Source organism: Rhodococcus tukisamuensis NBRC 100609 (genome assembly GCF_001894985.1).
Classification (GTDB): Bacteria; Actinomycetota; Actinomycetes; order Mycobacteriales; family Mycobacteriaceae; genus Rhodococcus_G; species Rhodococcus_G tukisamuensis.
Map to the genome: position 1 here is coordinate 83,103 of NZ_BCXG01000005.1, position 22,610 is coordinate 105,712.

The 22,610-nt window shown below is 70.0% G+C and carries 25 protein-coding genes and 7 tRNA genes; 13 read left to right on the forward strand and 19 right to left on the reverse strand.

Going from position 1 to position 22,610, the window contains the following annotated elements; all coding sequences use genetic code 11:
• Nucleotides 1–89: 89 nt before the first annotated feature.
• The 13 genes from RT2_RS07290 to RT2_RS07350 all read right to left on the reverse strand — a co-directional run bounded on the left by RT2_RS07290 (nucleotide 90) and on the right by RT2_RS07350 (nucleotide 11,393).
• Nucleotides 90–911 carry an acyl-CoA thioesterase gene (locus tag RT2_RS07290; RefSeq protein ID WP_072843892.1) on the reverse strand — a complete coding sequence of 274 codons (822 nt, stop codon included), beginning with the start codon at nucleotides 909–911 and terminating at the stop codon, nucleotides 90–92.
• A gap of 55 nt (nucleotides 912–966) precedes the next feature.
• On the reverse strand, nucleotides 967–1,983 hold the full coding sequence (locus RT2_RS07295) for a cation diffusion facilitator family transporter (RefSeq protein WP_072843893.1): 1,017 nt from the start codon (nucleotides 1,981–1,983) through the stop codon (nucleotides 967–969).
• On the reverse strand, nucleotides 1,980–2,378 hold the full coding sequence (locus tag RT2_RS07300) for an ArsR/SmtB family transcription factor (protein WP_072843894.1): 399 nt from the start codon (nucleotides 2,376–2,378) through the stop codon (nucleotides 1,980–1,982). Before RT2_RS07300 ends, RT2_RS07295 begins: the two co-directional genes overlap by 4 nt.
• A gap of 119 nt (nucleotides 2,379–2,497) precedes the next feature.
• Complete coding sequence (gene pdxS / locus RT2_RS07305) at nucleotides 2,498–3,400, reverse strand: pyridoxal 5'-phosphate synthase lyase subunit PdxS (protein WP_072844223.1); 903 nt, start codon at nucleotides 3,398–3,400, stop codon at nucleotides 2,498–2,500.
• A 129-nt stretch (nucleotides 3,401–3,529) separates the two neighbouring features.
• The gene (locus RT2_RS07310) at nucleotides 3,530–4,585 is read right to left on the reverse strand and encodes an NUDIX hydrolase (RefSeq protein WP_072843895.1); all 1,056 of its coding nucleotides are present in this window, start codon (nucleotides 4,583–4,585) and stop codon (nucleotides 3,530–3,532) included.
• Complete coding sequence (locus RT2_RS07315) at nucleotides 4,585–5,712, reverse strand: glycosyltransferase family 4 protein (RefSeq protein ID WP_072843897.1); 1,128 nt, start codon at nucleotides 5,710–5,712, stop codon at nucleotides 4,585–4,587. The genes RT2_RS07310 and RT2_RS07315 overlap by 1 nt, the downstream gene beginning before the upstream one ends.
• Nucleotides 5,713–6,615 (reverse strand): phosphatidylinositol mannoside acyltransferase, encoded by a 903-nt coding sequence (locus tag RT2_RS07320; RefSeq protein ID WP_072843899.1) that lies wholly within the window; start codon nucleotides 6,613–6,615, stop codon nucleotides 5,713–5,715.
• Nucleotides 6,612–7,295 carry a phosphatidylinositol phosphate synthase gene (gene pgsA / locus RT2_RS07325; RefSeq protein ID WP_072843900.1) on the reverse strand — a complete coding sequence of 228 codons (684 nt, stop codon included), beginning with the start codon at nucleotides 7,293–7,295 and terminating at the stop codon, nucleotides 6,612–6,614. The genes RT2_RS07320 and pgsA overlap by 4 nt, the downstream gene beginning before the upstream one ends.
• A complete protein-coding gene (locus tag RT2_RS07330; protein ID WP_072843902.1) occupies nucleotides 7,296–7,862 on the reverse strand; it encodes an ATP adenylyltransferase in 567 nt (188 codons plus the stop codon).
• Nucleotides 7,859–9,910, reverse strand: a complete 2,052-nt coding sequence (thrS, locus tag RT2_RS07335; protein WP_072843904.1) for a threonine--tRNA ligase — start codon at nucleotides 9,908–9,910, stop codon at nucleotides 7,859–7,861. The genes RT2_RS07330 and thrS overlap by 4 nt, the downstream gene beginning before the upstream one ends.
• An 89-nt stretch (nucleotides 9,911–9,999) precedes the next feature.
• Nucleotides 10,000–10,812: a hypothetical protein gene (locus tag RT2_RS07340; RefSeq protein WP_092775869.1), complete on the reverse strand. Its 813-nt coding sequence runs from the start codon at nucleotides 10,810–10,812 to the stop codon at nucleotides 10,000–10,002.
• On the reverse strand, nucleotides 10,809–11,192 hold the full coding sequence (locus RT2_RS07345) for a TIGR02611 family protein (protein WP_072844227.1): 384 nt from the start codon (nucleotides 11,190–11,192) through the stop codon (nucleotides 10,809–10,811). Before RT2_RS07345 ends, RT2_RS07340 begins: the two co-directional genes overlap by 4 nt.
• Before the next feature lie 129 nt (nucleotides 11,193–11,321).
• Nucleotides 11,322–11,393: transfer RNA gene (locus RT2_RS07350), tRNA-Val, on the reverse strand.
• Between the two features lie 666 nt (nucleotides 11,394–12,059).
• Here RT2_RS07350 and RT2_RS07355 point away from each other — a divergent pair.
• From RT2_RS07355 to RT2_RS07365, 3 genes are all read left to right on the forward strand, one after another.
• Nucleotides 12,060–12,132: transfer RNA gene (locus RT2_RS07355), tRNA-Gly, on the forward strand.
• A 23-nt stretch (nucleotides 12,133–12,155) separates the two neighbouring features.
• Nucleotides 12,156–12,226: transfer RNA gene (locus RT2_RS07360), tRNA-Cys, on the forward strand.
• 1 nt (nucleotide 12,227) lies between these two features.
• Nucleotides 12,228–12,302 (forward strand) — tRNA-Val (locus tag RT2_RS07365).
• Nucleotides 12,303–12,360: 58 nt separating this feature from the next.
• Here the strand turns inward: RT2_RS07365 and RT2_RS07370 are convergent.
• Nucleotides 12,361–13,071 (reverse strand): cation diffusion facilitator family transporter, encoded by a 711-nt coding sequence (locus RT2_RS07370; protein ID WP_083577197.1) that lies wholly within the window; start codon nucleotides 13,069–13,071, stop codon nucleotides 12,361–12,363.
• A complete protein-coding gene (locus RT2_RS07375) occupies nucleotides 13,071–13,400 on the reverse strand; it encodes an ArsR/SmtB family transcription factor (protein ID WP_072843906.1) in 330 nt (109 codons plus the stop codon). Before RT2_RS07375 ends, RT2_RS07370 begins: the two co-directional genes overlap by 1 nt.
• Before the next feature lie 207 nt (nucleotides 13,401–13,607).
• On the opposite strand from RT2_RS07375, the gene RT2_RS07380 reads away from it, so the two are divergent.
• From RT2_RS07380 to RT2_RS07400, 5 genes are all read left to right on the forward strand, one after another.
• Nucleotides 13,608–13,680, forward strand: a tRNA-Gly gene (locus RT2_RS07380).
• A gap of 22 nt (nucleotides 13,681–13,702) precedes the next feature.
• Nucleotides 13,703–13,773 (forward strand) — tRNA-Cys (locus RT2_RS07385).
• 16 nt (nucleotides 13,774–13,789) lie between these two features.
• Nucleotides 13,790–13,864, forward strand: a tRNA-Val gene (locus tag RT2_RS07390).
• Nucleotides 13,865–14,028: 164 nt separating this feature from the next.
• Nucleotides 14,029–14,754 (forward strand): hypothetical protein, encoded by a 726-nt coding sequence (locus RT2_RS07395; RefSeq protein ID WP_072843908.1) that lies wholly within the window; start codon nucleotides 14,029–14,031, stop codon nucleotides 14,752–14,754.
• The gene (locus RT2_RS07400; RefSeq protein WP_072843910.1) at nucleotides 14,751–15,239 is read left to right on the forward strand and encodes an RDD family protein; all 489 of its coding nucleotides are present in this window, start codon (nucleotides 14,751–14,753) and stop codon (nucleotides 15,237–15,239) included. Before RT2_RS07395 ends, RT2_RS07400 begins: the two co-directional genes overlap by 4 nt.
• On the opposite strand, the gene RT2_RS26195 is transcribed toward RT2_RS07400, so the two are convergent.
• The gene (locus RT2_RS26195) at nucleotides 15,229–15,531 is read right to left on the reverse strand and encodes a hypothetical protein (protein WP_072843911.1); all 303 of its coding nucleotides are present in this window, start codon (nucleotides 15,529–15,531) and stop codon (nucleotides 15,229–15,231) included. The two genes, RT2_RS07400 and RT2_RS26195, sit on opposite strands and share 11 nt — an antisense overlap.
• Nucleotides 15,532–15,564: 33 nt before the next feature.
• On the opposite strand from RT2_RS26195, the gene RT2_RS07410 reads away from it, so the two are divergent.
• Nucleotides 15,565–15,969 carry an NAD(P)-dependent oxidoreductase gene (locus RT2_RS07410; RefSeq protein WP_072843913.1) on the forward strand — a complete coding sequence of 135 codons (405 nt, stop codon included), beginning with the start codon at nucleotides 15,565–15,567 and terminating at the stop codon, nucleotides 15,967–15,969.
• Here the strand turns inward: RT2_RS07410 and RT2_RS07415 are convergent.
• Nucleotides 15,903–16,955, reverse strand: coding sequence for an alpha/beta hydrolase (locus RT2_RS07415; protein WP_072843915.1), 1,053 nt, complete (start codon nucleotides 16,953–16,955; stop codon nucleotides 15,903–15,905). The two genes, RT2_RS07410 and RT2_RS07415, sit on opposite strands and share 67 nt — an antisense overlap.
• A gap of 32 nt (nucleotides 16,956–16,987) precedes the next feature.
• Entirely contained in the window at nucleotides 16,988–18,367 is a 1,380-nt protein-coding gene (locus RT2_RS07420) for a GH1 family beta-glucosidase (RefSeq protein ID WP_072843917.1), read from the reverse strand.
• Nucleotides 18,368–18,465: 98 nt separating this feature from the next.
• Here RT2_RS07420 and RT2_RS07425 point away from each other — a divergent pair, with 98 nt between their 5' ends.
• Genes RT2_RS07425 through RT2_RS26315 form a run of 3 tightly spaced genes read left to right on the forward strand, consistent with a single transcriptional unit; the run spans nucleotide 18,466 to nucleotide 20,710 of the window.
• A complete protein-coding gene (locus RT2_RS07425; protein ID WP_072843919.1) occupies nucleotides 18,466–19,692 on the forward strand; it encodes an MFS transporter in 1,227 nt (408 codons plus the stop codon).
• A gap of 29 nt (nucleotides 19,693–19,721) precedes the next feature.
• Nucleotides 19,722–20,177, forward strand: a complete 456-nt coding sequence (locus RT2_RS26310; RefSeq protein ID WP_072843921.1) for a hypothetical protein — start codon at nucleotides 19,722–19,724, stop codon at nucleotides 20,175–20,177.
• Nucleotides 20,174–20,710, forward strand: a complete 537-nt coding sequence (locus RT2_RS26315; RefSeq protein ID WP_072843923.1) for a GNAT family N-acetyltransferase — start codon at nucleotides 20,174–20,176, stop codon at nucleotides 20,708–20,710. Before RT2_RS26310 ends, RT2_RS26315 begins: the two co-directional genes overlap by 4 nt.
• Nucleotides 20,711–20,806: 96 nt before the next feature.
• Here RT2_RS26315 and zapE read toward each other — a convergent pair whose 3' ends face one another.
• Nucleotides 20,807–21,820: a cell division protein ZapE gene (zapE, locus tag RT2_RS07440; protein WP_072843925.1), complete on the reverse strand. Its 1,014-nt coding sequence runs from the start codon at nucleotides 21,818–21,820 to the stop codon at nucleotides 20,807–20,809.
• A 34-nt stretch (nucleotides 21,821–21,854) separates the two neighbouring features.
• On the opposite strand from zapE, the gene RT2_RS07445 reads away from it, so the two are divergent.
• Nucleotides 21,855–22,610 (forward strand): pyrimidine reductase family protein, encoded by a 756-nt coding sequence (locus RT2_RS07445; RefSeq protein WP_072843926.1) that lies wholly within the window; start codon nucleotides 21,855–21,857, stop codon nucleotides 22,608–22,610.

A 22,610-nucleotide genomic window follows, 5' to 3' on the forward strand; every position in this document is an offset into this window, starting at 1 on the left:
AATCGCCCGACGGGGCCACCAGCGGTTCCCTGGCGTGTACTCGATGCAAGCGCGGGCACCAGGACCGGCCACCTGATCGGGGAGAACTGTCAGTCCTCGCGGACCAACCTGGTCAGCCCCTCCTGGACCACCGCGGCCACGAGGTGACCCGCCCGGTCGAAGATCCGACCCTGCGTCAGGGCCCGGCCGAACCCCGCGGACGGTGAGGACTGGTCGTAGAGCAGCCACTCGTCGGCCCGGAACGGGCGCATGAACCACAGCGCGTGGTCGAGTGAGGCCTGCTGCACCTGAGCGTCGGGATGCGGCACCTGCGCCGAGCCGAGCAGCGTCATGTCGCTCATGTACGCCAGTGTGCACACGTGGAAGACCGGATCGTCGGGCAGGCGGCGGCGGTAGCGGAACCACACCTGCTGCTGCGCCGGCACCCCCGTGCGCCGAGTCACCTTGTCCTCCGGGACGAATCGCAGGTCCCAGTTGGCCCATTCGCGGAACTCCCAGGACAGTTCGTCGCTCGCGATGTCGGCGGTGTCCGGCAGGTCCTCCGGGTCCGGCACCGGCGGCATCTGGTCCTCGTGTTCGATGCCCACGTCCCCGACGTGGAACGAGGCCGACATGGTGAAGATCGCCTGCCCGTCCTGTACCCCGGTGACCCGGCGGGTGCAGAAGGACCGGCCGTCGCGGATCCGGTCGACCAGGAAAACGGTGGGGATCGTCGGGTTTCCCGGACGCAGGAAGTACCCGTGCAGCGAGTGCACCCGGTACCGCTCGTCCACCGTCCGCACCGCCGAGACCAGCGCCTGGCCGGCCACCTGGCCGCCGAAGGTCCGGGTCAGGATGGTGTCCGCGACGATGCCCCGGAAGATGTCCTTCTCCAGCCGTTCGAGTTCGAGGATCTCTTCGATGGACGACATGGCGCTCCCTCTCTCGGCAACCCGACTTGGTAAGGCTAGCAACAGCTCTGCCCCGTCAGTCGCCCGTGGCGTGCGCGGGATACGCGTGGATCAGCGCAGAGCCCAGCTTCGGGACGGCGCCGACGAGCGTGGACTCGGCGCGGTGCGCGAGCCGGTGGGCGTCGGCCAGGGTCATAGTCTCGGGCACGTCCACCTCCGCGTCGGCGTGCAGGCGGTGACCGATCCACCGCATCCGCAGGCTGCGCACTCCGAGCACCCCCGGCACGCCGGCGAGCACGGCCTCGGCGGCGTCCACCAGTTCCGGGTCCACGCCGTCCAGCAGTCGGCGCAGCACGTCCCGGGCCGCCGACCGGAGGACGACGAGGATTGCCAGCGTGATGAGCAGTCCTACAACGGGATCGGCGAGCGGGAAGCCTGCCGCGACGCCGCCCGCCCCCAGCACCACCGCGAGCGAGGTGAACCCGTCGGTGCGCGCGTGCAGCCCGTCGGCGACCAGCGCCGCCGACCCGATCTGCCGGCCGACCCGGATCCGGTAGTGCGCCACCAGTTCGTTGCCGACGAAACCGATGACGCCCGCGGCCGCCACCGCTCCCAGGTACTGGACCGACGGCGGGTGGACGAGCCGGCGAACCGACTCCACGGCGGCGACGGCGGCCGAGACGGCGATCATCAGCACCACGAACAGCCCGGCCAGGTCCTCGGCCCGACCGAGACCGTAGGTGTACCGGCGGGTGGCCGCCCGCCGGCCGAGCGCGAACGCGATCCACAGCGGCACCGCGGTGAGCGCGTCCGCGAAGTTGTGGACGGTGTCGGCCAGCAGCGCCACCGACCCGGACACCGCCACGACCAGCGCCTGCGCCACTGCGGTGACCGTGAGCGCCACCAGGCTGATCTTGACCGCTCTGATCCCGATCGTGCTGGACTCGAGCGCGTCGTCGACGCTGTCGGCCGGGTCGTGGCTGTGGGGCGCGAAGAACTCCCGGACGAATCCGCGGCGGTTGTCGTGGCCGTGCCCGTGCCCGTGCCCGTGCCCGTGTCCGTGGCCGTGCGCGACGTCCCGGGCCGGGGTCATGCCGGTCCCCCGACCGCCGTTCCGTCGGAGCGGGCTCGGATCTCGTCGTTCGGACGGTGATGCGCGGGCACCCCGGGGCCGGCGTGCTCGGCGTTGAACACCGCGTCGGTGACGAGTTGTCGGACGTGGTCGTTGCCCAGCCGGTAGAAGACCTGCGTGCCCTCGCGCCGGGTTCGCACCAGACGTGCCATCCGGAGCTTCCCCAGGTGCTGCGAGACCGAGGGTGCGGGCTTGGCGACGTGCTCGGCGAGCTCGTTCACCGACAACTCACGGTCGACCAGGGCCCACAGCACCTGCACGCGGGTCGGATCCGCCAGCATCCGGAAGACGTCGACGACCAGGCCCGCCTGATCGTCCGGCAGACGCCCGCGGCAAACGCCACTGTCTGCATTCATACGTAGACAATAGTGCAGCCTGCCCCGGACGCGACAGCGCCGGAAACGACGCAGGCGCCACCGCCGAAGCGGTGGCGCCTGTGCGCTCGGTACGTCTACGTCACGTCGCTACGTCTGGGTCACCAGCCGCGCTCGGCCAGACGGTGGCCCACCGGCAGGTCGTCGACGTTGATGCCGACCATGGCCTCGCCGAGTCCACGGGAGATCTTGGCGAGCACGTCGGCGTCGTCGAAGAAGGTCGTCGCCTTGACGATGGCGGCGGCCCGCTCGGCCGGGTTGCCGGACTTGAAGATGCCCGAACCGACGAAGACGCCCTCGGCACCGAGCTGCATCATCATCGCGGCGTCGGCGGGGGTGGCGATGCCACCGGCGGTGAACATGGTGACCGGGAGCTTGCCCTCCTTGGCGACCTCGACCACGAGCTCGTACGGCGCCTGCAGCTCCTTGGCGGCGACGTAGAGCTCGTCGTCGCTCAGCGAGCTGAGACGGCGGATCTCGCCGAGGATGGTGCGCATGTGGGTGGTCGCGTTGGAGACGTCACCGGTGCCCGCCTCGCCCTTCGAGCGAATCATCGCCGCGCCCTCGGTGATTCGACGCAGCGCCTCACCCAGGTTGGTGGCGCCACACACGAACGGCGCGGTGAACTTCCACTTGTCGATGTGGTTGGCGTAGTCGGCCGGGGTCAGCACCTCGGACTCGTCGATGTAGTCGACGCCGAGGGACTGCAGGATCTGAGCCTCGACGAAGTGTCCGATGCGGGCCTTGGCCATCACCGGGATCGAGACGGCGGCGATGATGCCGTCGATCATGTCGGGGTCACTCATCCGGGACACGCCACCCTGCGCGCGGATGTCGGCGGGGACGCGCTCGAGCGCCATGACCGCGACGGCGCCGGCGTCCTCGGCGATCTTCGCCTGGTCGGGGGTGACGACGTCCATGATGACCCCGCCCTTGAGCATCTCGGCCATGCCCCGCTTGACGCGGGCCGTGCCGGTGGTCGGGGCGGTTTCTGCGGTGCTCACGGCAAACTCCATCGGTAGTGACCTGTGTGGGAACACTCGCGCCACGATCCGCCGGGCCTGTGACCCAGCGGGACCGTGCCCGGGCGTGCCCCAATTCTAGGACGACGCGCCTGTCAGCCGGTCGGCCGGTCAGCGAATCGAACGGACCTCGGGCTCGACAGCCCGCCCGACCACCACTCTGGCCTCGCCGAGCAGGTCCGGCAGCTCCTCCGGGTAGACCACCTCGCCGGACGCCGCGATCGCCCGCATCTCCGCGGCCGTGCACCACCGATGACCGGTGATGGCGCGCCGCTCGAGCTCGGTGAAACCGTTGCGCTGCGGCGTGAACGAGGCGGTCTGCAGCGCGAAGAACAATTCCTCCGACCGGATCAACTCGCCGTCGTACGGGAACACCGCGACCCGGCGCCACATCGGCCCGCGCAGCGCCGCCTGGTCCACGGCGAGACCGGTCTCCTCGGAGATCTCCCGGACGGCGGTCTCGCGCAGGCTTTCCCCCGCCTCGACGCCCCCGCCGATGGTGAACCAGAAGTGCACGTCCGGCGACTGCGGGTCGTGACCGCGCAGCAGCAGCGCCCGGCCCTTCTCGTCGAGCACCACGATCCGGGCGGAGGTACGCATCTCGTCGACGCTCAGCCCGCCCGTCGCGGCGGCCGTGGTGCGTTCGGCGATCTCGAAGTAGCTCGGCAGCGGCGCGGTGCCGCCCAGGTGCAGCCAGCGCACCGGTCGGCGGGTCCGCAGCGCCAGGGTGTCGCGGACGGCGTCGTTGTGGAAACGGCGCGCGATCAGCACCCGTGCCTCCGCGTCGGCCAGCTCCGCCACCAGTTGGGGCGGCAGCGCCTCGGTGGGCACCGCGCCCAGCGCCGCGGACAACGCGTTCTCCGCGGTCTCGCGGTGTCCGCGGTCGGCCTGCTCGGCCTTCACCGCCAGGGCCGCCAGGGTCCGCCCGTCGGACGCCCCCGGCACCGGACCACCGAACGAGTACCCGGTGGGTACGAGCGCCGCGGCCACCGCGCGTGCGACCACGGACCGCCGGGCCAGCGCGGAGTCCAGCGCCTGCCAGGACAGGTCCGAGCGCACGTGCAGCCGGTCGAGGCGGTTCGCCGTGGCGTACGCCCACACTCCGACGGCGACGACCACGGCGGCGATCAGCGCGAGGACCAGGATGGTGGTCGCGGAGAAGGTCATCATCGGGTCTCCACCCGCACACCCTGCGCCCCGACGGTCACGGTCTCGTAGACCCGCAGGATCTGTTCCGCGACGACCGGCCAGTCGTACTCGGCGACCACCTCGGTGCCGGCCGTGACGAGGGCGCGGCGGCGGTCCGGGTCGCTGAGCACGGTGTCGAGCGCATCGGCCAGCGCGGCCGCGTCGCCGATCGGCACCAGCAGGCCCGCGGCACCGTCACGGAGCACGCGACGGAACGCGTCGAGTTCGCTGGCCACCACCGCGGTGCCCGCGGCCAGCGCCTCGACCAGCACGATGCCGAAGCTCTCCCCGCCCAGGTTCGGCGCGCAGTACACGTCGGCGCTGCGCATCGCGGACGCCTTCTCGGCGTCGGTGACCTGACCGAGCAGGCGCAGATGCTTCGCGTAGCGACCGGCCTCCTTCCGGAGCCGGTCCTCGTCGCCGCGCCCGACCACCAGTACCTCGAGGTCGGGGTGCCGCTCGGCCAGCGTCGGCAACGCCCCGATCAGGGTGTCCATGCCCTTTCGCGGCTCGTCGTAGCGGCCGAGGAACAGCACGGTGCCGCCGGCGCGCGGGTACCCGTCGATGGGCCGGGCGTTCGCGAACGCGGGCACGTCGACGCCGTTGGGAATCTCCACCGCGTCCGACCCGAGGGACTCCACCTGCCAGCGCCGCGCCAGTTCGGAGACCGCAATCCGGCCGGAGATCTTCTCCAGGTACGGCTGCAGGACACCCTGAAAGGTGCTGAGCACCAACGACTTCGTGGTGGAGGTGTGAAAGGTCGCGACGATCGGCCCCTGCGCGATCTTCATCGCCAGCATCGACAGGCTCGGGGCGTTGGGCTCGTGGATGTGCAGCACGTCGAAGTCGTTCTCGCTGATCCAGCGACGCACCCGGCCGTACGCGACCGGTCCGAAGCTCAGCCGTGCCACCGACCCGTTGTACGGGATCGCGACCGCGCGACCGGCCGAGACCACGAAGTCCGGCAGCTCGGTGCTCTCCGCGGCCGGCGCGAGCACGCTCACCTTGTGACCGCGCTCGATCAGCACCTGCGCGAGCTCGACGACGTGCGCCTGCACTCCGCCCGGCACGTCGAACGAGTACGGGCAGACCATGCCGATCTTCATCTAGGACTCCATCCGCGCCACGCGGGCCGCCGACAGGTCGGCGCGCCACAACGGCTGCAGCATGTGCCAGTCCTCGGGATGCGCGGCGATGTTCGCCGCGAACCGGTCGGCCAGCGCCTGCGTGGACGCCGCCAGGCCGGCCGAGGTGTCGATCGGCGGGTCGATCTGGAAACCCCAGGCGTCGCCGACGAAGTAGCAGTGCACCGGCAGCAGTACCGCGCCGGTCTCGATCGCCAGCTTCGCCGGGCCCGCCGGCATCCGCGTCGGCTCACCGAAGAAGGTCACGGGCACACCGCGGCTGGCGAGGTCTCGCTCTCCGAGCAGGCACACCACCTTGTTCTCTCGCAGCCGGGCGGCCAACTGCCCGAACGGCGGGGTCTCGCCGCCGCTGAGCGGGAAGATCTCGAATCCGAGGCCCTCGCGGAAATCGACGAACCGCTGGTAGAGCGACTCCGGCCGGAGCCGTTCGGCGACCGTGGACAGCCCGCCGCAGTGCTGCACGCACCAGACCCCGGCCATGTCCCAGTTTCCGCTGTGCGGCAACGCCACCACCGCGCCCTTGCCCGCGGCCAATGCCGCGTCCAGGTGCTCCTGGCCGTGCACCTGGGAATCGAGGCGACGCCCCAGTTCCGCCTGGTCCATCGACGGCAGCCGGAAGGCCTCCCGCCAGTACCGCGCGTAGGACCGCAGCGACGCGCGGATCAACTCGTCGGGCACCTGCGCCGGCGGCACACCGAGCACCCGGGCGAGGTTGCGGCGCAACTGGTCCGGGCCTCCACCCCGCCGGGCGGCAAGGTCCGCGCCGAGGTCGAACAGGCCTGTCGCGACCCGCTCGGGCAGGGCACGCACGAGCCGCCAGCCGGCCGCATATCCCAGATCGGTCGCCCGTTCGCTCCACGTCACCGCTGTGTCTCTCCACCCTCCACGCCCTGCGGCGTCTCCTTGACCGGCAACAACTCTCGCGCGCCCGCCGAGTTCCGGACCGCGAGCACACGCTGGAACACCGTCACGATGCTGGCCGCGGCGAGCAGCCACATGGCGACGTACACCGCCCACTCCAGCCAGCCGATGCCGAAGTGACCGGCGATGCCGGTCAGGCCCGCGCCGGTCAGCACGATGACCAGCCGGTCCGGGCGCTCGATCAGCCCGCCGTCGGCGGAGAGCCCGCTGGCCTCCGCCCGCGCCTTGGCGTACGAGATGACCTGCGAGGTGACCAGGCAGATCAGGGTCGCCACCAGCAGCGACTTGCTGTTCTCGTGGTACACCGCCCACCAGGCCAGGCCGGCGAAGATCGCGCCGTCGGCGATGCGGTCGCAGGTGGCGTCGAGCACGGCCCCGTAGCGGGTGCCACCGCCACGGGCCCGGGCCATCGCGCCGTCGAGCAGGTCGAACATGACGAAGAACCAGATGAGGATCGTGCCCCAGAACAGGTGCCCCGACGGGAACAGCGTCAACGCGCCGGCCACGGTCGCGACCGTGCCGAAGACGGTCACGACATCGGGCGTGAGACCGGTCCCGATCAACGCCCGCCCGAGCGGCGCCGTCACCTTCGACACCGACGCGCGCCCGAGGATGCTGAGCACCTACCGGCCCCCGTCGTTCCAGGCTGCGGACAGCAGCGCCCGCGTCTCACGCAGCAACTGCGGCATCACCTTGGCACCGCCGACGACGGTGATGAAGTTCGCGTCCCCGCCCCACCGCGGCACGATGTGCTGGTGCAGGTGCTCGGAGAGCGAACCACCCGCCGCCGCACCGAGATTGAGGCCCACGTTGAAACCGTCGGGCCGGGAGACCTTCTTGATGACGCGGATCGCCTGCTGGGTGAAGGCCATCAGCTCCGTTGACTCGCCCTCGGTGAGGTCCTCGAGCGCAGCCACCCGGCGGTACGGGACCACCATCATGTGACCGGGGTTGTACGGGTACAGGTTCAGCACCGCGTACACGTGCTCGCCGCGCGCGACGATCAGCCCCTCCTCGTCGCTCATCTTCGGGATGAACGTGAACGGACCCTCGTCGGGCGTCGAGGTCTTGGGCGCCTCCGCGATGTACGACATCCGGTGCGGGGACCAAAGACGCTGCAGCCGGTCCGGATCGCCCGGCCCGGTGTCGGTCAGCGAGGTCTCCGGCGGCACTGCCGAGTCGTCGCTCACGCCAGACCGCCGAGCAGCTCCGCCGTCGGTGAGGCGTTGTCCCGCCGGGCAATCCAGCCGCTGATGGCCTCGACCGCGGTGTCGACCGGGATGCCGTTGACCTGGGTACCGTCCCGGAACCGGAAGCTCACCGCGCCGGCCTCGACGTCCCGCTCGCCGGCGAGCAGCATGAACGGCACCTTCTGGGTGGTGTGGTTGCGGATCTTCTTCTGCATCCGGTCGTCACTGACGTCCACCTCGGCCCGGACCCCGGCGGCCTTGAGCTTGTCGACGACGCCGAACAGGTGCTTCTCGAACGCCTCCGCGACCGGGATGCCGACCACCTGTACGGGCGCCAACCAGCCCGGGAACGCGCCCGCGTAGTGCTCGGTGAGCACGCCGAAGAACCGTTCGATCGAGCCGAACAACGCGCGGTGGATCATCACCGGGCGGTGCTTGGCACCGTCGGTGCCGGTGTACTCGAGCTCGAACCGCTCCGGCAGGTTGAAGTCCAGCTGGATCGTCGACATCTGCCAGGTGCGGCCGAGAGCGTCCTGCACCTGCACGGAGATCTTCGGTCCGTAGAACGCGGCTCCACCCGGGTCCGGCACCAGGTTCAGGCCCGACGCCTCGGCCACCTCGGCGAGGGTGTTGGTGGCCTCTTCCCAGGTGGCGTCGTCGCCGACGAACTTGTCCGGGTTCTTGGTGGACAGCTCGAGGTAGAAGTCGTCGAGTCCGTAGTCCTTGAGCAGCCCGAGCACGAAGTTCAGGGTGGTCGTCAGCTCGTCACGCATCTGCTCGCGGGTGCAGTAGATGTGCGCGTCGTCCTGGGTCATGCCGCGCACCCGGGTCAGGCCGTGCACGACGCCGGACTTCTCGTAGCGGTACACCGATCCGAACTCGAAGAGCCGCAACGGAAGTTCGCGGTACGAGCGTCCACGCGAGCGGAACACCAGGTTGTGCATCGGGCAGTTCATCGGCTTGAGGTAGTACTCCTGGCCGGGCTTGCGCACCGTGCCGTCCTCGTTGAGTTCCTCGTCGATGTGCATCGCCGGGAACATGCCGTCGCGGTACCAGTCCAGGTGGCCGGAGACCTCGTAGAGGTGGCCCTTGGTGATGTGCGGGGAGTAGACGAACTCGTAGCCCTCCTGCACGTGACGCTGGCGGGAGTAGTTCTCCATCTCCTGCCGGATGATGCCGCCCTTGGGGTGGAACACCGGCAGGCCCGAGCCCAGCTCGTCGGGGAAACTGAACAGGTCCAGCTCCGCGCCCAGCTTGCGGTGGTCGCGGCGCTCCGCCTCGGCCAACAGCTCCATGTGCGTGTCGAGCGCCTCCGAGGACTCCCAGGCGGTGCCGTAGACGCGCTGCAGGTCCTCACGCGACTGGTCGCCGCGCCAGTACGCGGCGGAGCTCCGGGTGAGCTTGAACGCGGGAATGTGCTTGGTGGTAGGGATGTGCGGGCCGCGGCAAAGGTCGCTCCAGACCTTCTCACCGGTGCGCGGGTCGAGGTTGTCGTAGATGGTCAGCTCGTTGCCGCCGACCTCCATCACCTCGGGGTCGTCGATGCCGGACTTGTCGTCGATCAGCTCGAGCTTGAACGGCTCGTTTGCCAGTTCGACGCGGGCGTCCTCGATCGAGTCGACCACGCGACGCGAAAAACGCTGCGAGCCCTTGATGATCTGCTTCATCCGCTTCTCGAGGCGGGTGAGGTCCTCGGGGGTGAAGGGATCCGCGACCCGGAAGTCGTAGTAGAAGCCGTCCTTGATCGGCGGCCCGATGCCGAGCTTCGCGGCGGGGAACTCGGCCTGCACTGCCTGCGCCAGCACGTGCGCGCACGAGTGCCGGATCACCATGCGGCCGTCATCCGTGTCGGCCGCGACGGCCTCGACCTCGGTGTCGGTGTCGGGAATCCACGACAGGTCCTTGAGCTGGCCCTCGGCGTCACGGACGACGACGATCGCGTCGGGCCCCTTGCCGGACAGACCCGCCTCACGAACCGCCGTACCGGCGGTAGTCCCCGCAGGCACCCGGACGTGGGCGGCTGGGACTACTGATGCAGGCGTGGTCACGGCGATGTGCTCCTCGATGTGTTAGCCGCCGTCGGCGACGGCTGCTCGGTGAGCCCTCATGCTATCGGCACCGGATTCGAATCTGCCCGTCACCCGACCAGCGCGCCAAGTCGTGCGAGCCGCAACGCAGGAAGCTGACTGGGACAGCTGACGCACTTGGCTCGCTCGGCGGCCTCGGGATCGCCCGCCGCCGCGACCGCCGGGGAGCGGTAGAGCAGGCAACAGGAGTTGCGGCGAACAAACCTCCGCGCACCGGGTGGCGGTTCCACCCCCGGGTCGGCGAACGTCTGCTCCCCGGCAACGACGTCGACGAACCGCGGCGTCAGAAGGGGCGCGCCGATCCGCTCCGCGATGCGGACTGCGAGCGCACTGCCGATCGACGGCCCGCCGAGCGCGGTGGCGGCGTCGAGCGCTCGGTTGGCGATCGCGTCGGTGGCGATGGCCCACAGCGACCGCTCGTTCATCTTGGCGACCGCAGCCAGCCAGCCGATGATGCGCGCCATCGCCGCCCGGAGCCGGTCCGCGAACTCCTCGGGCCCGCGAAGGATGCCCGCCGAGCGCACGGTGGCGACGGATCCGTCGGGGCGCAGGGTGAACGTCAACCGTTCGGGCGTCGGGTCCGGCGCCAAACCGGTCGATAGCAGCATCGCGGCCGGGACCGCCAACAGCGCCGAGCTCGCGGAGTACCACCACAGCGTGGCCGGCACCCGTGCCTCGTCGCACCGCCAGATCCGAGCGGTCTGCGACACCCGGGACGCGAGCCAGGTCGGGTCCACCAACTTCTCGCCGCGCAACTCGAGCGCGTTCGCGGGTGCGTTGACCAGCCCGCGCACCGGTGGCAGGGCCGCTGCGGTGCGGGCATAGGCATCGGCCACTTCCGGGTCGATCGTCGGGCCGCTCATCCGAGCACCGGACTGTGCAGCAGCGGGTGATCGAACCCGAACCATCCGCCGACCAGGCTGAACGTGCCCAACAACCAGAGGGTGAGCAGGACGACCGCGGTCGTCAGCAGCACCCCGGCCGCCTTCACCACCACCGACTGCCCGGCAAACCAGACCATGAACCTGTCGTAGCGTGCCTTCGCGAAGTGCAGCAGCCGGTGCGCCCAGGCGAACTCGGTGGCGAGAATTCCCAGGCCTGCGAACACGATCAACCAGCCGGGGCCGGGGTACGGAATCGTGATGACACCGATGACGAACACCAGTCCGCCCACCACGCCGACACCGATCCGGTAGGCGAGGTTGAGGCCGACATTGGCTGCTATGCGACGGCGCTGCTGCATCCATCGGTTCTCGGTGGTCGACACCCCTCACACATTACTTACGCATACGGAGTGCCGGCGGAAGGCTCCGCTCCCGCCCCACGACGAAAAAGGCCCGCTGCGAGAATCTCGCAACGGGCCTTTGTGTTGTGGTCCCGGCTGGGATCGAACCAGCGACCTTCCCGGTGTGAACGGGACGCTCTTCCACTGAGCCACGGGACCGAACCGCGCTGTAAAAACTCTCGCGGCCGAACGAGGAGAAACATTAACACGACCTCGACGTCGGGGGAAATCCCCAGGCCAAGGGCCATATCTCCCCCGCCAAGACGGAAGGCGGGCGCCCTGGGACGCCCTACTGCGGGGAGGGAGCCCTGCCCTGGGGCGGCCGGCGCCGGCGAAGATCCCACGGCCACCGCCGGCGGCGGTACGCCCAATCACCCAGACACGGGGACACCGTCGACTCGGCCGGCAGTCGGAGGCAGCGCCCACCCCCCCGAGTCACCGTCGAGCGACGCAACCGCGACGACGGCTCCCACGAGTGCCCGTCCCAACGGACGCAGGCCTCATTTCGGCCCCTACCTCCTTCCCACTTCACCGCTCCCTTGCCGCCGGCCCTCATTCCCGTTCGCCCTCCCTGCCACCCAACCTCGGACGCCGTCACCGCCAGACCGCGCCGGCACTGCCCCCCCTTGGCAGCAGTCACTCCCCCGCCGGCAGGCCCAGGGAGTCGTGCGTGGTTGACGGGGCCCTGAACCCTCAACCACGCACGAGCACGAAGTGCCTATTTGGCTCGATTTACCCACTCTGACCTGGCGATTTGTGGCCACCCACCCCGTGGGCTAATGTTTTGTCTCGCACCACGGAGCACACAAGCCCCGGAAGTGCAGTGCGGACGTGGCGCAGCTGGTAGCGCACAACCTTGCCAAGGTTGGGGTCGCGGGTTCGAATCCCGTCGTCCGCTCGAGAGGTTGGACTCAACCTTGCGGTGGAGTGGCCGAGTGGTGAGGCAACGGCCTGCAAAGCCGTGCACACGGGTTCGATTCCCGTCTCCACCTCGCGCGATTAGCTCAGCGGGAGAGCGCTTCCCTGACACGGAAGAGGTCACTGGTTCAATCCCAGTATCGCGCACCAAGACAAAGGCAGGACCCGGAACATCGGGTCCTGCCTTTGTTCGTTTCGGCGATCCCCGTCAGTCGCAGCAGTCGCAGTCACGCTCCCCTGCCCGCGTTAGCCCCGCATCGACCGGCGTCGGACAGCAGGTGTCCCCCCTCCAGGCGCTGCGACCCTCCTTGACGGCGATCACGGCGATCACGAGGGCGGCGACGGGATCGGCCCAAGACCATCCGAAGGCGCTGTTGAGCACGAGGCCGACGAGCAGCACCGCCGACAGGTAGGTACACAGCAGGGTCTGCTTCGAATCCGCGACGGCGGAGAGTGAACCCAGTTCGCGACCGGCGCGGCGCTGAGCCCACGACAGGACCGGCATGATCACCAGGCTCACCGCGGCCAGCACGATCCCCACGGTCGAGTGGCGCGCCTCGCCGAACCCGAACAGCGACCGCACCGCGTCGACGCCGACATAGGCGGCGAGGGCGAAGAACGAGAATGCGATGACGCGCAACGCCACCCTCTCCCTCGCCTCCGGATCACGGCCGGCGAACTGCCAGGCCACCGCGGCGGCGGAGGAAACCTCGATCACCGAGTCGAGACCGAAGCCGATCAGTGCGGTGGACGAGACCCGGGCACCTTCACTCAGCGCAATCGCGGCCTCGACCACGTTGTAGCTGATCGTGGCCGCGACGAACAGCCGGATCCGACGAGCGAGAACCTGCCTGCGATCCACCATGGGGCCGACGCCCGCACCCGGGCCGACAGCGGGCAGTCCGAGGTTCGAGGACATCAGCAGCACGCCTCGGCGGCCGCGTCGGGGCAGCAGGACGGATCCACCGCGAGGACCAGCCCGATCAGGTCCTCGAGCGCCCGCCCGATCCGCGGGTCGGCCAACTCGTACCGGCTGCGGCGACCCTCCGGAACGGCGACCACGAGCCCGCAGCCCCGCAGGCAGGCGAGGTGGTTGGAGAGGATCTGCCGCGACACCCCGATCTTGTCCGCCAGCTCCGAGGGGTATCCGGGCTCCGCGTGCAGGCTCAACAAGATCCGCGAACGCGTCGGGTCCGCCAGCGCGAATCCGAATCGCGACAGCGCATCACCGTGCTTCAGTGTCTCCATGGACCAATAGTACAGCTCAATCTGTATACAGATCAAGATGTACCTTTCCGGCGACACGGCCCCCCCGCCGCGACGGAGCACCCCCACGCCAGCTCGAATGACGATCCGATTCGCCGCGCTGACCTGGCGATTTCACACCGCGCCCAGAGTGCGCTACTGTTCCTCTCGCACCACGGAGACAGGCCAAGCCCGCCTCCGAGATGCAATGCGGACGTGGCGCAGCTGGTAGCGCACAACCTTGCCAAGGTTGGGGTCGCGGGTTCGAATCCCGTCGTCCGCTCGAGAGGTTGAATCGACCTCACGGTGGAGTGGCCGAGTGGTGAGGCAACGGCCTGCAAAGCCGTGCACACGGGTTCGATTCCCGTCTCCACCTCGCTTTCTGAGGTCCCGCGCGATTAGCTCAGCGGGAGAGCGCTTCCCTGACACGGAAGAGGTCACTGGTTCAATCCCAGTATCGCGCACCACGAACACAGTCAGGGTCCCCGTCCGCGGGGGCCCTTTCCTGTTTCTCCGGGACACATGGTTCCCCAATTCCCACTCCGCGGAAAATTCTGCGCCCCACGGCAGGTATCGCATGCCCACGACAGGCCCAGACTGGTAGACAAGAGCGTCCGACGAGGAGGGTCCCATGTCCACTGCACCTGGTGCCGAACCACCGCCCCTCCTGTTGCTGACCTTCGGCGTCGCGGCCCGAACCCTCGACGCCGCCGGCACCGTCGGCCGCGCCGCCCGGGGCGCCGTCCGGGCGGTGCCCCTCGTCGGTGCCCGGGTCGACGCCGTCACCGAGAGCACCCTCGCCCGGGGCGAACAGGCGGTCCGGGCGACCGCCGAACTGGCCCGCGCCACGCTGCGCGTCGTCGTGCGCGAGGTGGTGGCCGCCGCCCTGCTCGAGGTGGACCTGACGCGGATCGTCCGGGAGTACGTGGACCTCGACCTGATCGCGCAGGGCATCGACGTCGACGCGATCGCCGGACGGATCGACCTGGACGCGATCGTCCGACGCCTCGACCTCGACGCCGTGGTCGACACTGTCGACCTCGGTCGGCAGGTCGACCGCATCGACCTCGACGAGATCGCCCGCCGGCTCGACATCGACGCGGTGATCGCCCGCGTGGACCTGATCTCGCTGGCCAACAACATCATCGAGGGCGTGGACCTGCCCGACATCATCCGTGAGTCCACCGGATCGCTGTCCTCCGAGGCGGTCCGCGGCGTCCGGAGCCAGGGCATGCAGGCCGACGACGCCGTCGCGGGGTTCGTCGGCCGACTCTTCGGCCGGGACCCCGGCCCGGATGCCGCGCCGCGGGGCGACGACGACGCCGGACACGGCGAATCCGAACCGGGTGTGCGGTGACCGGGCCGCACCCCCACCCGCACCCCCACCCGCGCGTTCCGGAACAACGGACGGCCGGCATCGTCACCCGGGTCCTGTGTGCCGCCATCGACCTGGGGGTGGTGCTCACGATGGTCGGCGCCACCTACCTGGGCCTGACCTTCGTCCGGTTGCTGTTCTCGCCGCAGAACTTCACCTTCCCCGAGCCGCACGCACTGCTGTCCGTGAGCACCTCCCTGATGCTGTCGGTGCTGTACCTGACAGTCTGCTGGGCGACGACCGGACGGACGGTCGGCGCCATCGCGATGGGCCTGCGGGTGGTCACCGTCCGAAATCGCAAGCTGCGCTGGACCGTTGCCGCCGCCCGAGCCGCAATGTGCGTGTTCTTCGGGATCGGGCTGGCATGGGTGGCCGTGGACCCGCAACGCCGGTCCCTGCAGGACATCGCGCTGCGCACCCGCGTCGTCTACGACTGGGACCAGAATCCCGAACTCGTCAGCGGGTGACGCCGGCCCCGGCGCGGACCGTCGCCCGGTCCATCGCCCCGGATTCGGGCGCGCGAGGCAGGGGCGCGGCAACCTCTGCCGCGAAGGCCTGAAGCATGAAACCCACCGGCCGACGCCATGATTCGGGGGCGTCCTCGCCCGTCGCCGCCACCGGTCTGGCGGTCGTGATGGTGCTGGCGGCCGCCACCCACCTGCGGCGCAAACGATAGCGAAACAACGTGAACGTCACCGTGTTCGGCGCCACCGGCGCGATCGGCCGACTGGTCGTCGACAACTGCTCGAGCCGGGGCACACCGTCACCGCCTACGCCCGCAACCCCGCCAAGGTGCCCGAGCGGTGGGGCGAGCAGGTACGCGTGGTGATCGGCGCGATGGCCCGCACGTTCCTGCCCCGCGCCTACCGGGAGATGCTCGGAATGTCGAAGGCGGTCACCGAATCCGGGCTCGACGCGACCGTGGTGCGGTTCATCGCCCCCGCCCCCGCCGACGGTCCGGCGGCGGGCGTGCGGAAGGTCGGCTTCTTCGGCACCGACAGGATCGGCTGGAAGGTCACCCGCGCGGACATCGCGGCCTTCACCGCCGCCCAGGTCGACGGCGACCGCTACGTCGGCGCGGCACCGGCGATCGGCACTGACCTTCCCGGCGGCCGCCGACCTGTCGGCGACTACGGCTGCATGCCCATCGAGCTGGCGAGCATCGGCCAGGAGTTGTGCAGGTCGTCCTGCCAGTAGCCCCACGAGTGGGTGCCCACCGGCCTGAAGTCGAACGTCGCCGGGATCTTCAACTCCGCCAACCGGTTCGCGAGGTTGTGGGTGCACATGTTCACAGCCGACTCGATGATGCCGCCGACGATCACCTGGTTGGCGAGCGTCGCCGGGCTCCCGTTGACCCCCGGGGCGTCGAGGGTCTCGTGGGGCCCGGGCAGGCCCGACCCCGAGGACACGTACAGCTGTGTGCCCCTCAGCTTCTCGGCGTTGACCACGGGGTCGTTGGCGACCCAGCCCGGACCGTCGAGCGGCCCCCACATGTTGGTGACGTCTCCCCCGCCTCGTCCCTCCACGACGAGCTCGATGAAGGCCTGCCCCTCCGGGGTGCTGGTCTCGGCGCACCCGCTGTAGGCGCCCACACTCCGGTACAGGCCGGGTGCCGCGATGGCCAGGTTGAGCACGGAGGTGGCGGTCATCGAGATGGCGGCAATCGAATTGACGCCGTCGGTGCCGAACTCGGCGTCGACGATCGGCGGCAGCTCCTTGGTCAGGAAGGTCTGCCACTTGTTGCGGCCCAGTACCGGGTCGTCCTTCTCCCAGTCGGTGTAGTAGCTGAAGGCACCCTCGAGCGGCGTGACGACGTTCACGTTCTTGTCCTGGAAGAAGGACAACACGTCGGTCCGGTCCTGCCAGGTCGCGGTGTCCTCACCGCCGCCTGCACCGTTGAGCAGGTACAGCGTGGGCCGCGGGGCGCTGGTGTCCGCCGGCAGGATGACCTCGATCGGGATCGTGCGACCCATCGACGCCGAGTACACCTCGGCGGTCACCGTGCGGTCACCGTTCCTCGTCACCCCGGCGAGGTAGGACCCGGCCGCCGCCTGGATGACGGCGACGGTGCCCGGCGGGTGGTCCCCGGCCGCCGCGATCGCGGGAGTCAGCAGCATCGGCAGCACCGACACCGTCAGCACCGCCGACGCCACCCGGCCGGGTCCACCTCGTCGAGTCCTCATGCCCGCACCTTTCGACTCCTCGCGGGCGAAACTCAGCGCTGCGCCGCGATCAGGTCCCGATACCAGTAGTACGAGTCCTTCGGCGTCCGCGCAAGGGTCTCGTAGTCGACGTGCACCAGCCCGAAGCGTTCCTGGTAGCCGGCCGCCCACTCGAAGTTGTCGAGAATCGACCACACGAAGTAGCCCCGCACGTCGACGCCGTCGTCGATCGCCCCGCGCAGCGCGACCAGGTGCTCGCGGTGGTAGTCGATCCGGTTCTCGTCCCGGACCCGCCCGTCCGCGTCCGGCGCGGCGTCGTGGAACGAGGCTCCGCTCTCGGTGATGTAGACCGGCGGCAGCGCGTCGCCGTAGCGGTCGGCGAAGATCCCGACGATCTCGCGCAGGCCCGCGGGCACGATCGGCCAGCCGAAGTCGGTGCGCTCGTAGCCCTCGAGGGCGACCGGCTGGAACGGCATGCCCGGCGGCAGGTCCACCTCGAGCACACCGGTGGAACCCGCGTCCGACGTCGGCGCCGCGATCACCGTCGGTTCGTAGTAGTTGATCCCGAACCAGTCCAGGGGCTGCGAGATGATCTTCAGGTCCTCCTCGACCGGCCCCTGCAGGATCGCCGCCAGCTCCTCGGCCGGGTAGCTGCCGCGCAGCACCGGGTCCGCGAAGGTCCAGTTGACGATGTGGTCGTAGATGTCGGCGGCCTCGACGTCCGCCTCGGAGTCGCTGGCCGCGTGTACGGGCGCGTGGTTCGACGCGATGCCGATGTTCGTGCACCCCGCCGCGCGCAGCGCCTGCACCGACAGGCCGTGCCCGAGCAGCTGGTGGTGCGCGGCCTGCAGCGCACCGAACCCCAGCTCCAGCCCGGGTGCGTGCACCCCGAGCGCGTGCCCGTAGAGGGTGTGCACCACCGGTTCGTTGAGCGGCATCCACATGTGGACCCGGTCCCCGAGCCGGCGGCCTACGATGTCGGCGTACTCGGCGAGACGCTGGGCGGTGTCTCGGCTGAGCCAGCCCCCGGCGTCCTGCAGCACCTGCGGGAGGTCCCAGTGGAACAGCGTGACGGCGGGCTTGATGCCGGCCGCGCAGAGCTCGTCGACGACCCGGTCGTAGAAGTCCAGGCCGGCCTCGTTGACGGCGCCGCTGCCGGTCGGCTGCACCCGCGGCCACGACACCGACAGCCGGTACGAGTCCACCCCGAGCTCACGCATCAGCGCGACGTCCTCGCGGTAACGGTTGTAGTGGTCGATGGCCACAGTGCCGGTCTCGCCGCGGACCACGGCGCCCGGGCGCTCGCAGAACTCGTCCCAGATCGAACGGCCCCGGCCGTCGGCGTCGACTGCGCCCTCGATCTGGAACGCGGCCGCGGCCACGCCCCACAGGAAGTCATGTGGGAAAGACGGATTCGTACCGGAAGCAATCATCCGCCGAGTGTGCCCAATTGTTGGACAGGCGTCCAGCCCGGTGTTTCAATTCGTCTACACACCGCCCGAACGGGCCCCGTCGAAAGCACCCCTCGCACATGACGCTTCCCACGCCCGACCGTGACTCGACGCCGCCCACACCCACCCAGCGCACGGCCCGCGTGTCCGCCTCGGTGGGGTTCGGCCTGCAGGGCTTCTTCCTGGCGGTCCTGCTCACCCAGCTCCCGCAGTTCAAGGACAAGTACGGCTTCGACGACACCACCATCGCCCTGGTCGTGGTGATGGCCTCGGTGATCGCGGGCGGCGGCAGCGTGCTCGCCGAGTACGTCGCGACCCGCACCAGCAGCAAGACCACCCTGCGCGCCGGACTCGCCGTGATCGCCGCGGCCGGGCTGGGCATCGCGCTCTCGCCCGGCACCGTCCCGTTCTTCGTCGGGTTCGCGGTGTACGGGATCGGCCTCGGCATGGTCGACGCGGCCACCAACATGCAGGCGGTCGCCATCCAGCGGTGCTACGGCCGCTCGATCCTCTCGTCCTTCCACGCCGTCTGGAGCGTCGGCGCGATCACCGGCGCCCTGTTCGTCTCGCTGTGCGAGGCACTCGACGTCAGCCTGCTGGTGTCGATCGCGCTGGCCAGCCTCGTCGTCGCCGGCGCGACCGCCGCCCTCGGACCCCGACTGCTCGTCACCGGATCCGAGGCCGAGGCGGAGCTCGAGGCGAGCAGCACGCCGCTGGTCATCCCGTGGCGGCCGTTCCTCGCGCTCGGCACCGCGATGGCCCTGTTCTTCGCCATCGACTTCAGCGTCGGGAACTGGTCGGCGCTCTACCTCAAGGACCTGCTGCTCTCGAGTTCGAGCACCGCGGCCCTGGCCGTCGCCGCCTACCAGGGCGCGGGACTGATCTCCCGGTTCACCGGCGACCACTGGGTGCGTCGCCACGGCGAGATCGCCGTCGTGCGGGTGGGCGCCACCATCGCCGCCCTCGGCCTGGTCGTCGTGGTGTTCGCGCACAGCCCGGCCGTCGCCATCGTCGGATTCCTCGTCGTCGGACTCGGCGCCCCCGTCATCGCGCCGCTGTGTTTCAGCGCCGCCGGCAGGCTGGCACCGCCGGAGCAGACGGACGCGGTCATCGCGCGCCTGAACCTGTTCAACTACGCGGGCACGATCATCGGCGGCGGCGTCGTCGGAGGCATCGCGGCCATGACGGATCTGCGAGTCGGTTTCGCGGTTCCGCTGGTGTTCGCCGTCGCGCTGATCTTCCTGGCGCCGGCCTTCCACCCGAACCGCGCGACGACGGAGCCGAGCCAGCCCGACCGCGTCGGCTAGTCGTTCCCCGGTAGTGGTTGACTAGGGCCATGCCAAACTGGGGATGGCTGATTGCCGTACTGATACTCGTGGACATCGCGGTGCTGACCGCATGGTTGGTCGGCCGGCGCAGGCCGCGCAGCGGCGCCCGCACACCCTCCACGTGGGTCGCGGGACTCGACAACGAGACCCGCGACCGGATCGAACGTCTGGTCGCCGATCACAAGCGGATGCACGCCATCCGAGTCCTGCAGGAACGCACCGGGCTCGGGCTCTCCGACGCCAAGGCGGCGATCGACGCCATCGTCCGCGGCGAGTGGATCCCCACCGCCGGACCCGACGCCCTTCCCCCGACACCCGGCACTCGCACCGGCAAGTGGTCGGACCTCGAGCCCGCCCTGCGCACCCTCAAGGACGAGGGCAAGTCCGCCAAGGCGATCGCCATCCTGCGGGACACCACCGGGATGAGCCTGCAGGAAGCCAAACAGGCGGTGGACCGGCTGTGAGTCTCACCGTCACCCGGGCGACCGCCGCGGACGCTCCCGGCCTGGCATCGGTTGCCGCCGCGACCTTTCCGCTCGCCTGCCCGCCCGGTGTCACCGAGGCCGACATCGAGGCCTTCCTCACCGACGTGCTGTCCGCGCGGCGGTTCGCCGAGTACGTCGAGTCGCCGGAGCGGACCGTGCTCAAGGCCGTCGACGCGGACGGCCTGGCCGGGTACGCGATGCTGGTGGACGGCCTGCCCGAGGACGACGACGTCCGCGCAGTGGTGTCCGTGCTGCCGACCGTCGAGATCAGCAAGCTGTACGTGCTGCCGAACCGGCATGGCGGCAACGTCTCGCACCGGCTGATGGCGACCGCCCTCGACCATGCCCGGACCGGGGGTGCGGCCGGGGTGTGGCTGGGCGTCAACCAGGAGAACCTGCGCGCCCAGCGGTTCTACGCGAAGTCCGGTTTCGAGCGGGTCGGCACCAAGCGGTTCCGGGTCGGCGACCAGCTGCACGAGGACTTCGTGATGCAGCTCCGCCTGGACGACTGACGACGCCGTCCCTGGAAGGGCACCCCGGCAACAAGACAGCTCCGGCACCAGAACTTCGATTCTGGTGCCGGAGCGCTCGTGTGTGTAGCGGACGGACTAGGCCGCGACCTCGAAACGCGAGAGCGCGAGCAGCCGGGAGGTGGCGCGCAGGTATTTCTTGCGGTAGCCGCCGGCCAGCATCTCGGGGGTGAAGATCTCGTCGAGCTTGGCGCCGGACACCGTGACCGGGATGTTGGCGTCGTACAGCCGGTCCGCGAGGACCACCAGGCGCAGGGCCACCGACTGGTCGGTGGCGGCATGCACGCCGCTGACGAACACCGCGGGCACGTCCGCGATCAGCTTGTTGTAGCGCGACGGATGCAGCGTGCTCAGGTGCGCGCACAGCTCGTCGAAGTTGTCCAGGGTGGCACCGGGGATCTCCTCGGCCCGCTCGACGAGCGACTCCTCCGAGATGGGCTCCGGTGCGGGCGGCAGGTCGCGGTGCCGGTAGTCGGGGCCGTCGACGCGGATGGTCTCGAAGATCGACCCGAGCTTCTTGATCTCGCGCAGGAAGTCCTGCGCGGCGAAGCGGCCCTCGCCGAGCTGGCCGGGCAGGGTGTTGGACGTCGCCACGATGGACACGCCGCGCGCCGACAGCTCGGTGAGCAGACGCGAGACGAGCATGGTGTCGCCCGGATCGTCGAGCTCGAACTCGTCGATACACAGCACGCTGTGACCGGACAGCTGCTCGACGGCGTTGTTGAAGCCGAGCGCGCCGACCACGTGAGTGAGCTCGACGAACGTGCCGAACGCCTTGGGGCTGGGCACACTGTGGAAGATCGACGCCAGCAGGTGGGTCTTGCCGACACCGAAGCCGCCGTCGAGGTACAGGCCGGCGCCGCTGGCCTGGGCCTTCTTGCCGAACAGTCCGCGACGGCCGCCGGCGCGGATCTTCGCGACCTTGCCGGCGAACTCCTCGGCCTTGCGGACCGCGGCGGCCTGGCTCGGCTCGTCGGGATCGGGAATGTAGGAGCCGAAGCTCACGTCATTGAACATCGCAGGCGGGACCATTTGCGCGATCAACTGGTCGGCGAGGACCACCGGACTGCGATCAACAAGACGTTCGGGCATGCGGCAAGCGTATCGACGTGCTGTTATCTCTCCTATGCACCACCTCGATAATGGGACCTACTTCACACCGCTCGACGACGACGCGCTCCGCGACCTGTACCGTGGTCCGGCCGACCTCGAGACGCCCTGGGTCCGGTCGAACTTCGTCGCCAGCATCGACGGTGCGGTGTCCGCGAACGGCACCTCCGGCGGGCTGGGCACACCCGCGGACCGGCGCCTGTTCACCATCCTGCGCGAGCTGGCGGACGTGGTCCTCGTCGGCGCGGGAACCGTCCGCGCGGAGAACTACGGCGGGGCCCGCACCGGCGACGACGCCCGGACCCGGCGCCGCGGCCGCGGGCAGTCCGACACCCCGCCGATCGCGGTGGTCACCGCCGGCGCCAACCTCGACCCCGGCTCGCGGCTGCTGACCGACACCGTCGTTGCGCCGCTGATCCTCACCTGCGCCGCCGCCCCGGCCGCCCGCAAGGACGCGCTCGCCGCGGCGGGCGCCCGGGTGTTCGAGATCGGGGACGACGCCGTACCCAGTCGGGCGATCCTCGACACGCTCGGCGGCCTGGGCCTGCACCGGGTGCTGTGCGAGGGCGGGCCGGCACTGTTCGGTCAGTTGCTCGGCGACGACGCCGTCGACGAGTTGTGCCTGACCACCGCCCCGATGCTCGTCGCGGGCGCGGCGGGCCGCATCGCGACCTCGCCGCGGGCGGTCGCCACCCCGATGCGACGGGCCCACCTGCTCGGCGACGACGACGGCACCGTGCTGACCCGATGGGTGCGCGAGCGGCCCCGCTGA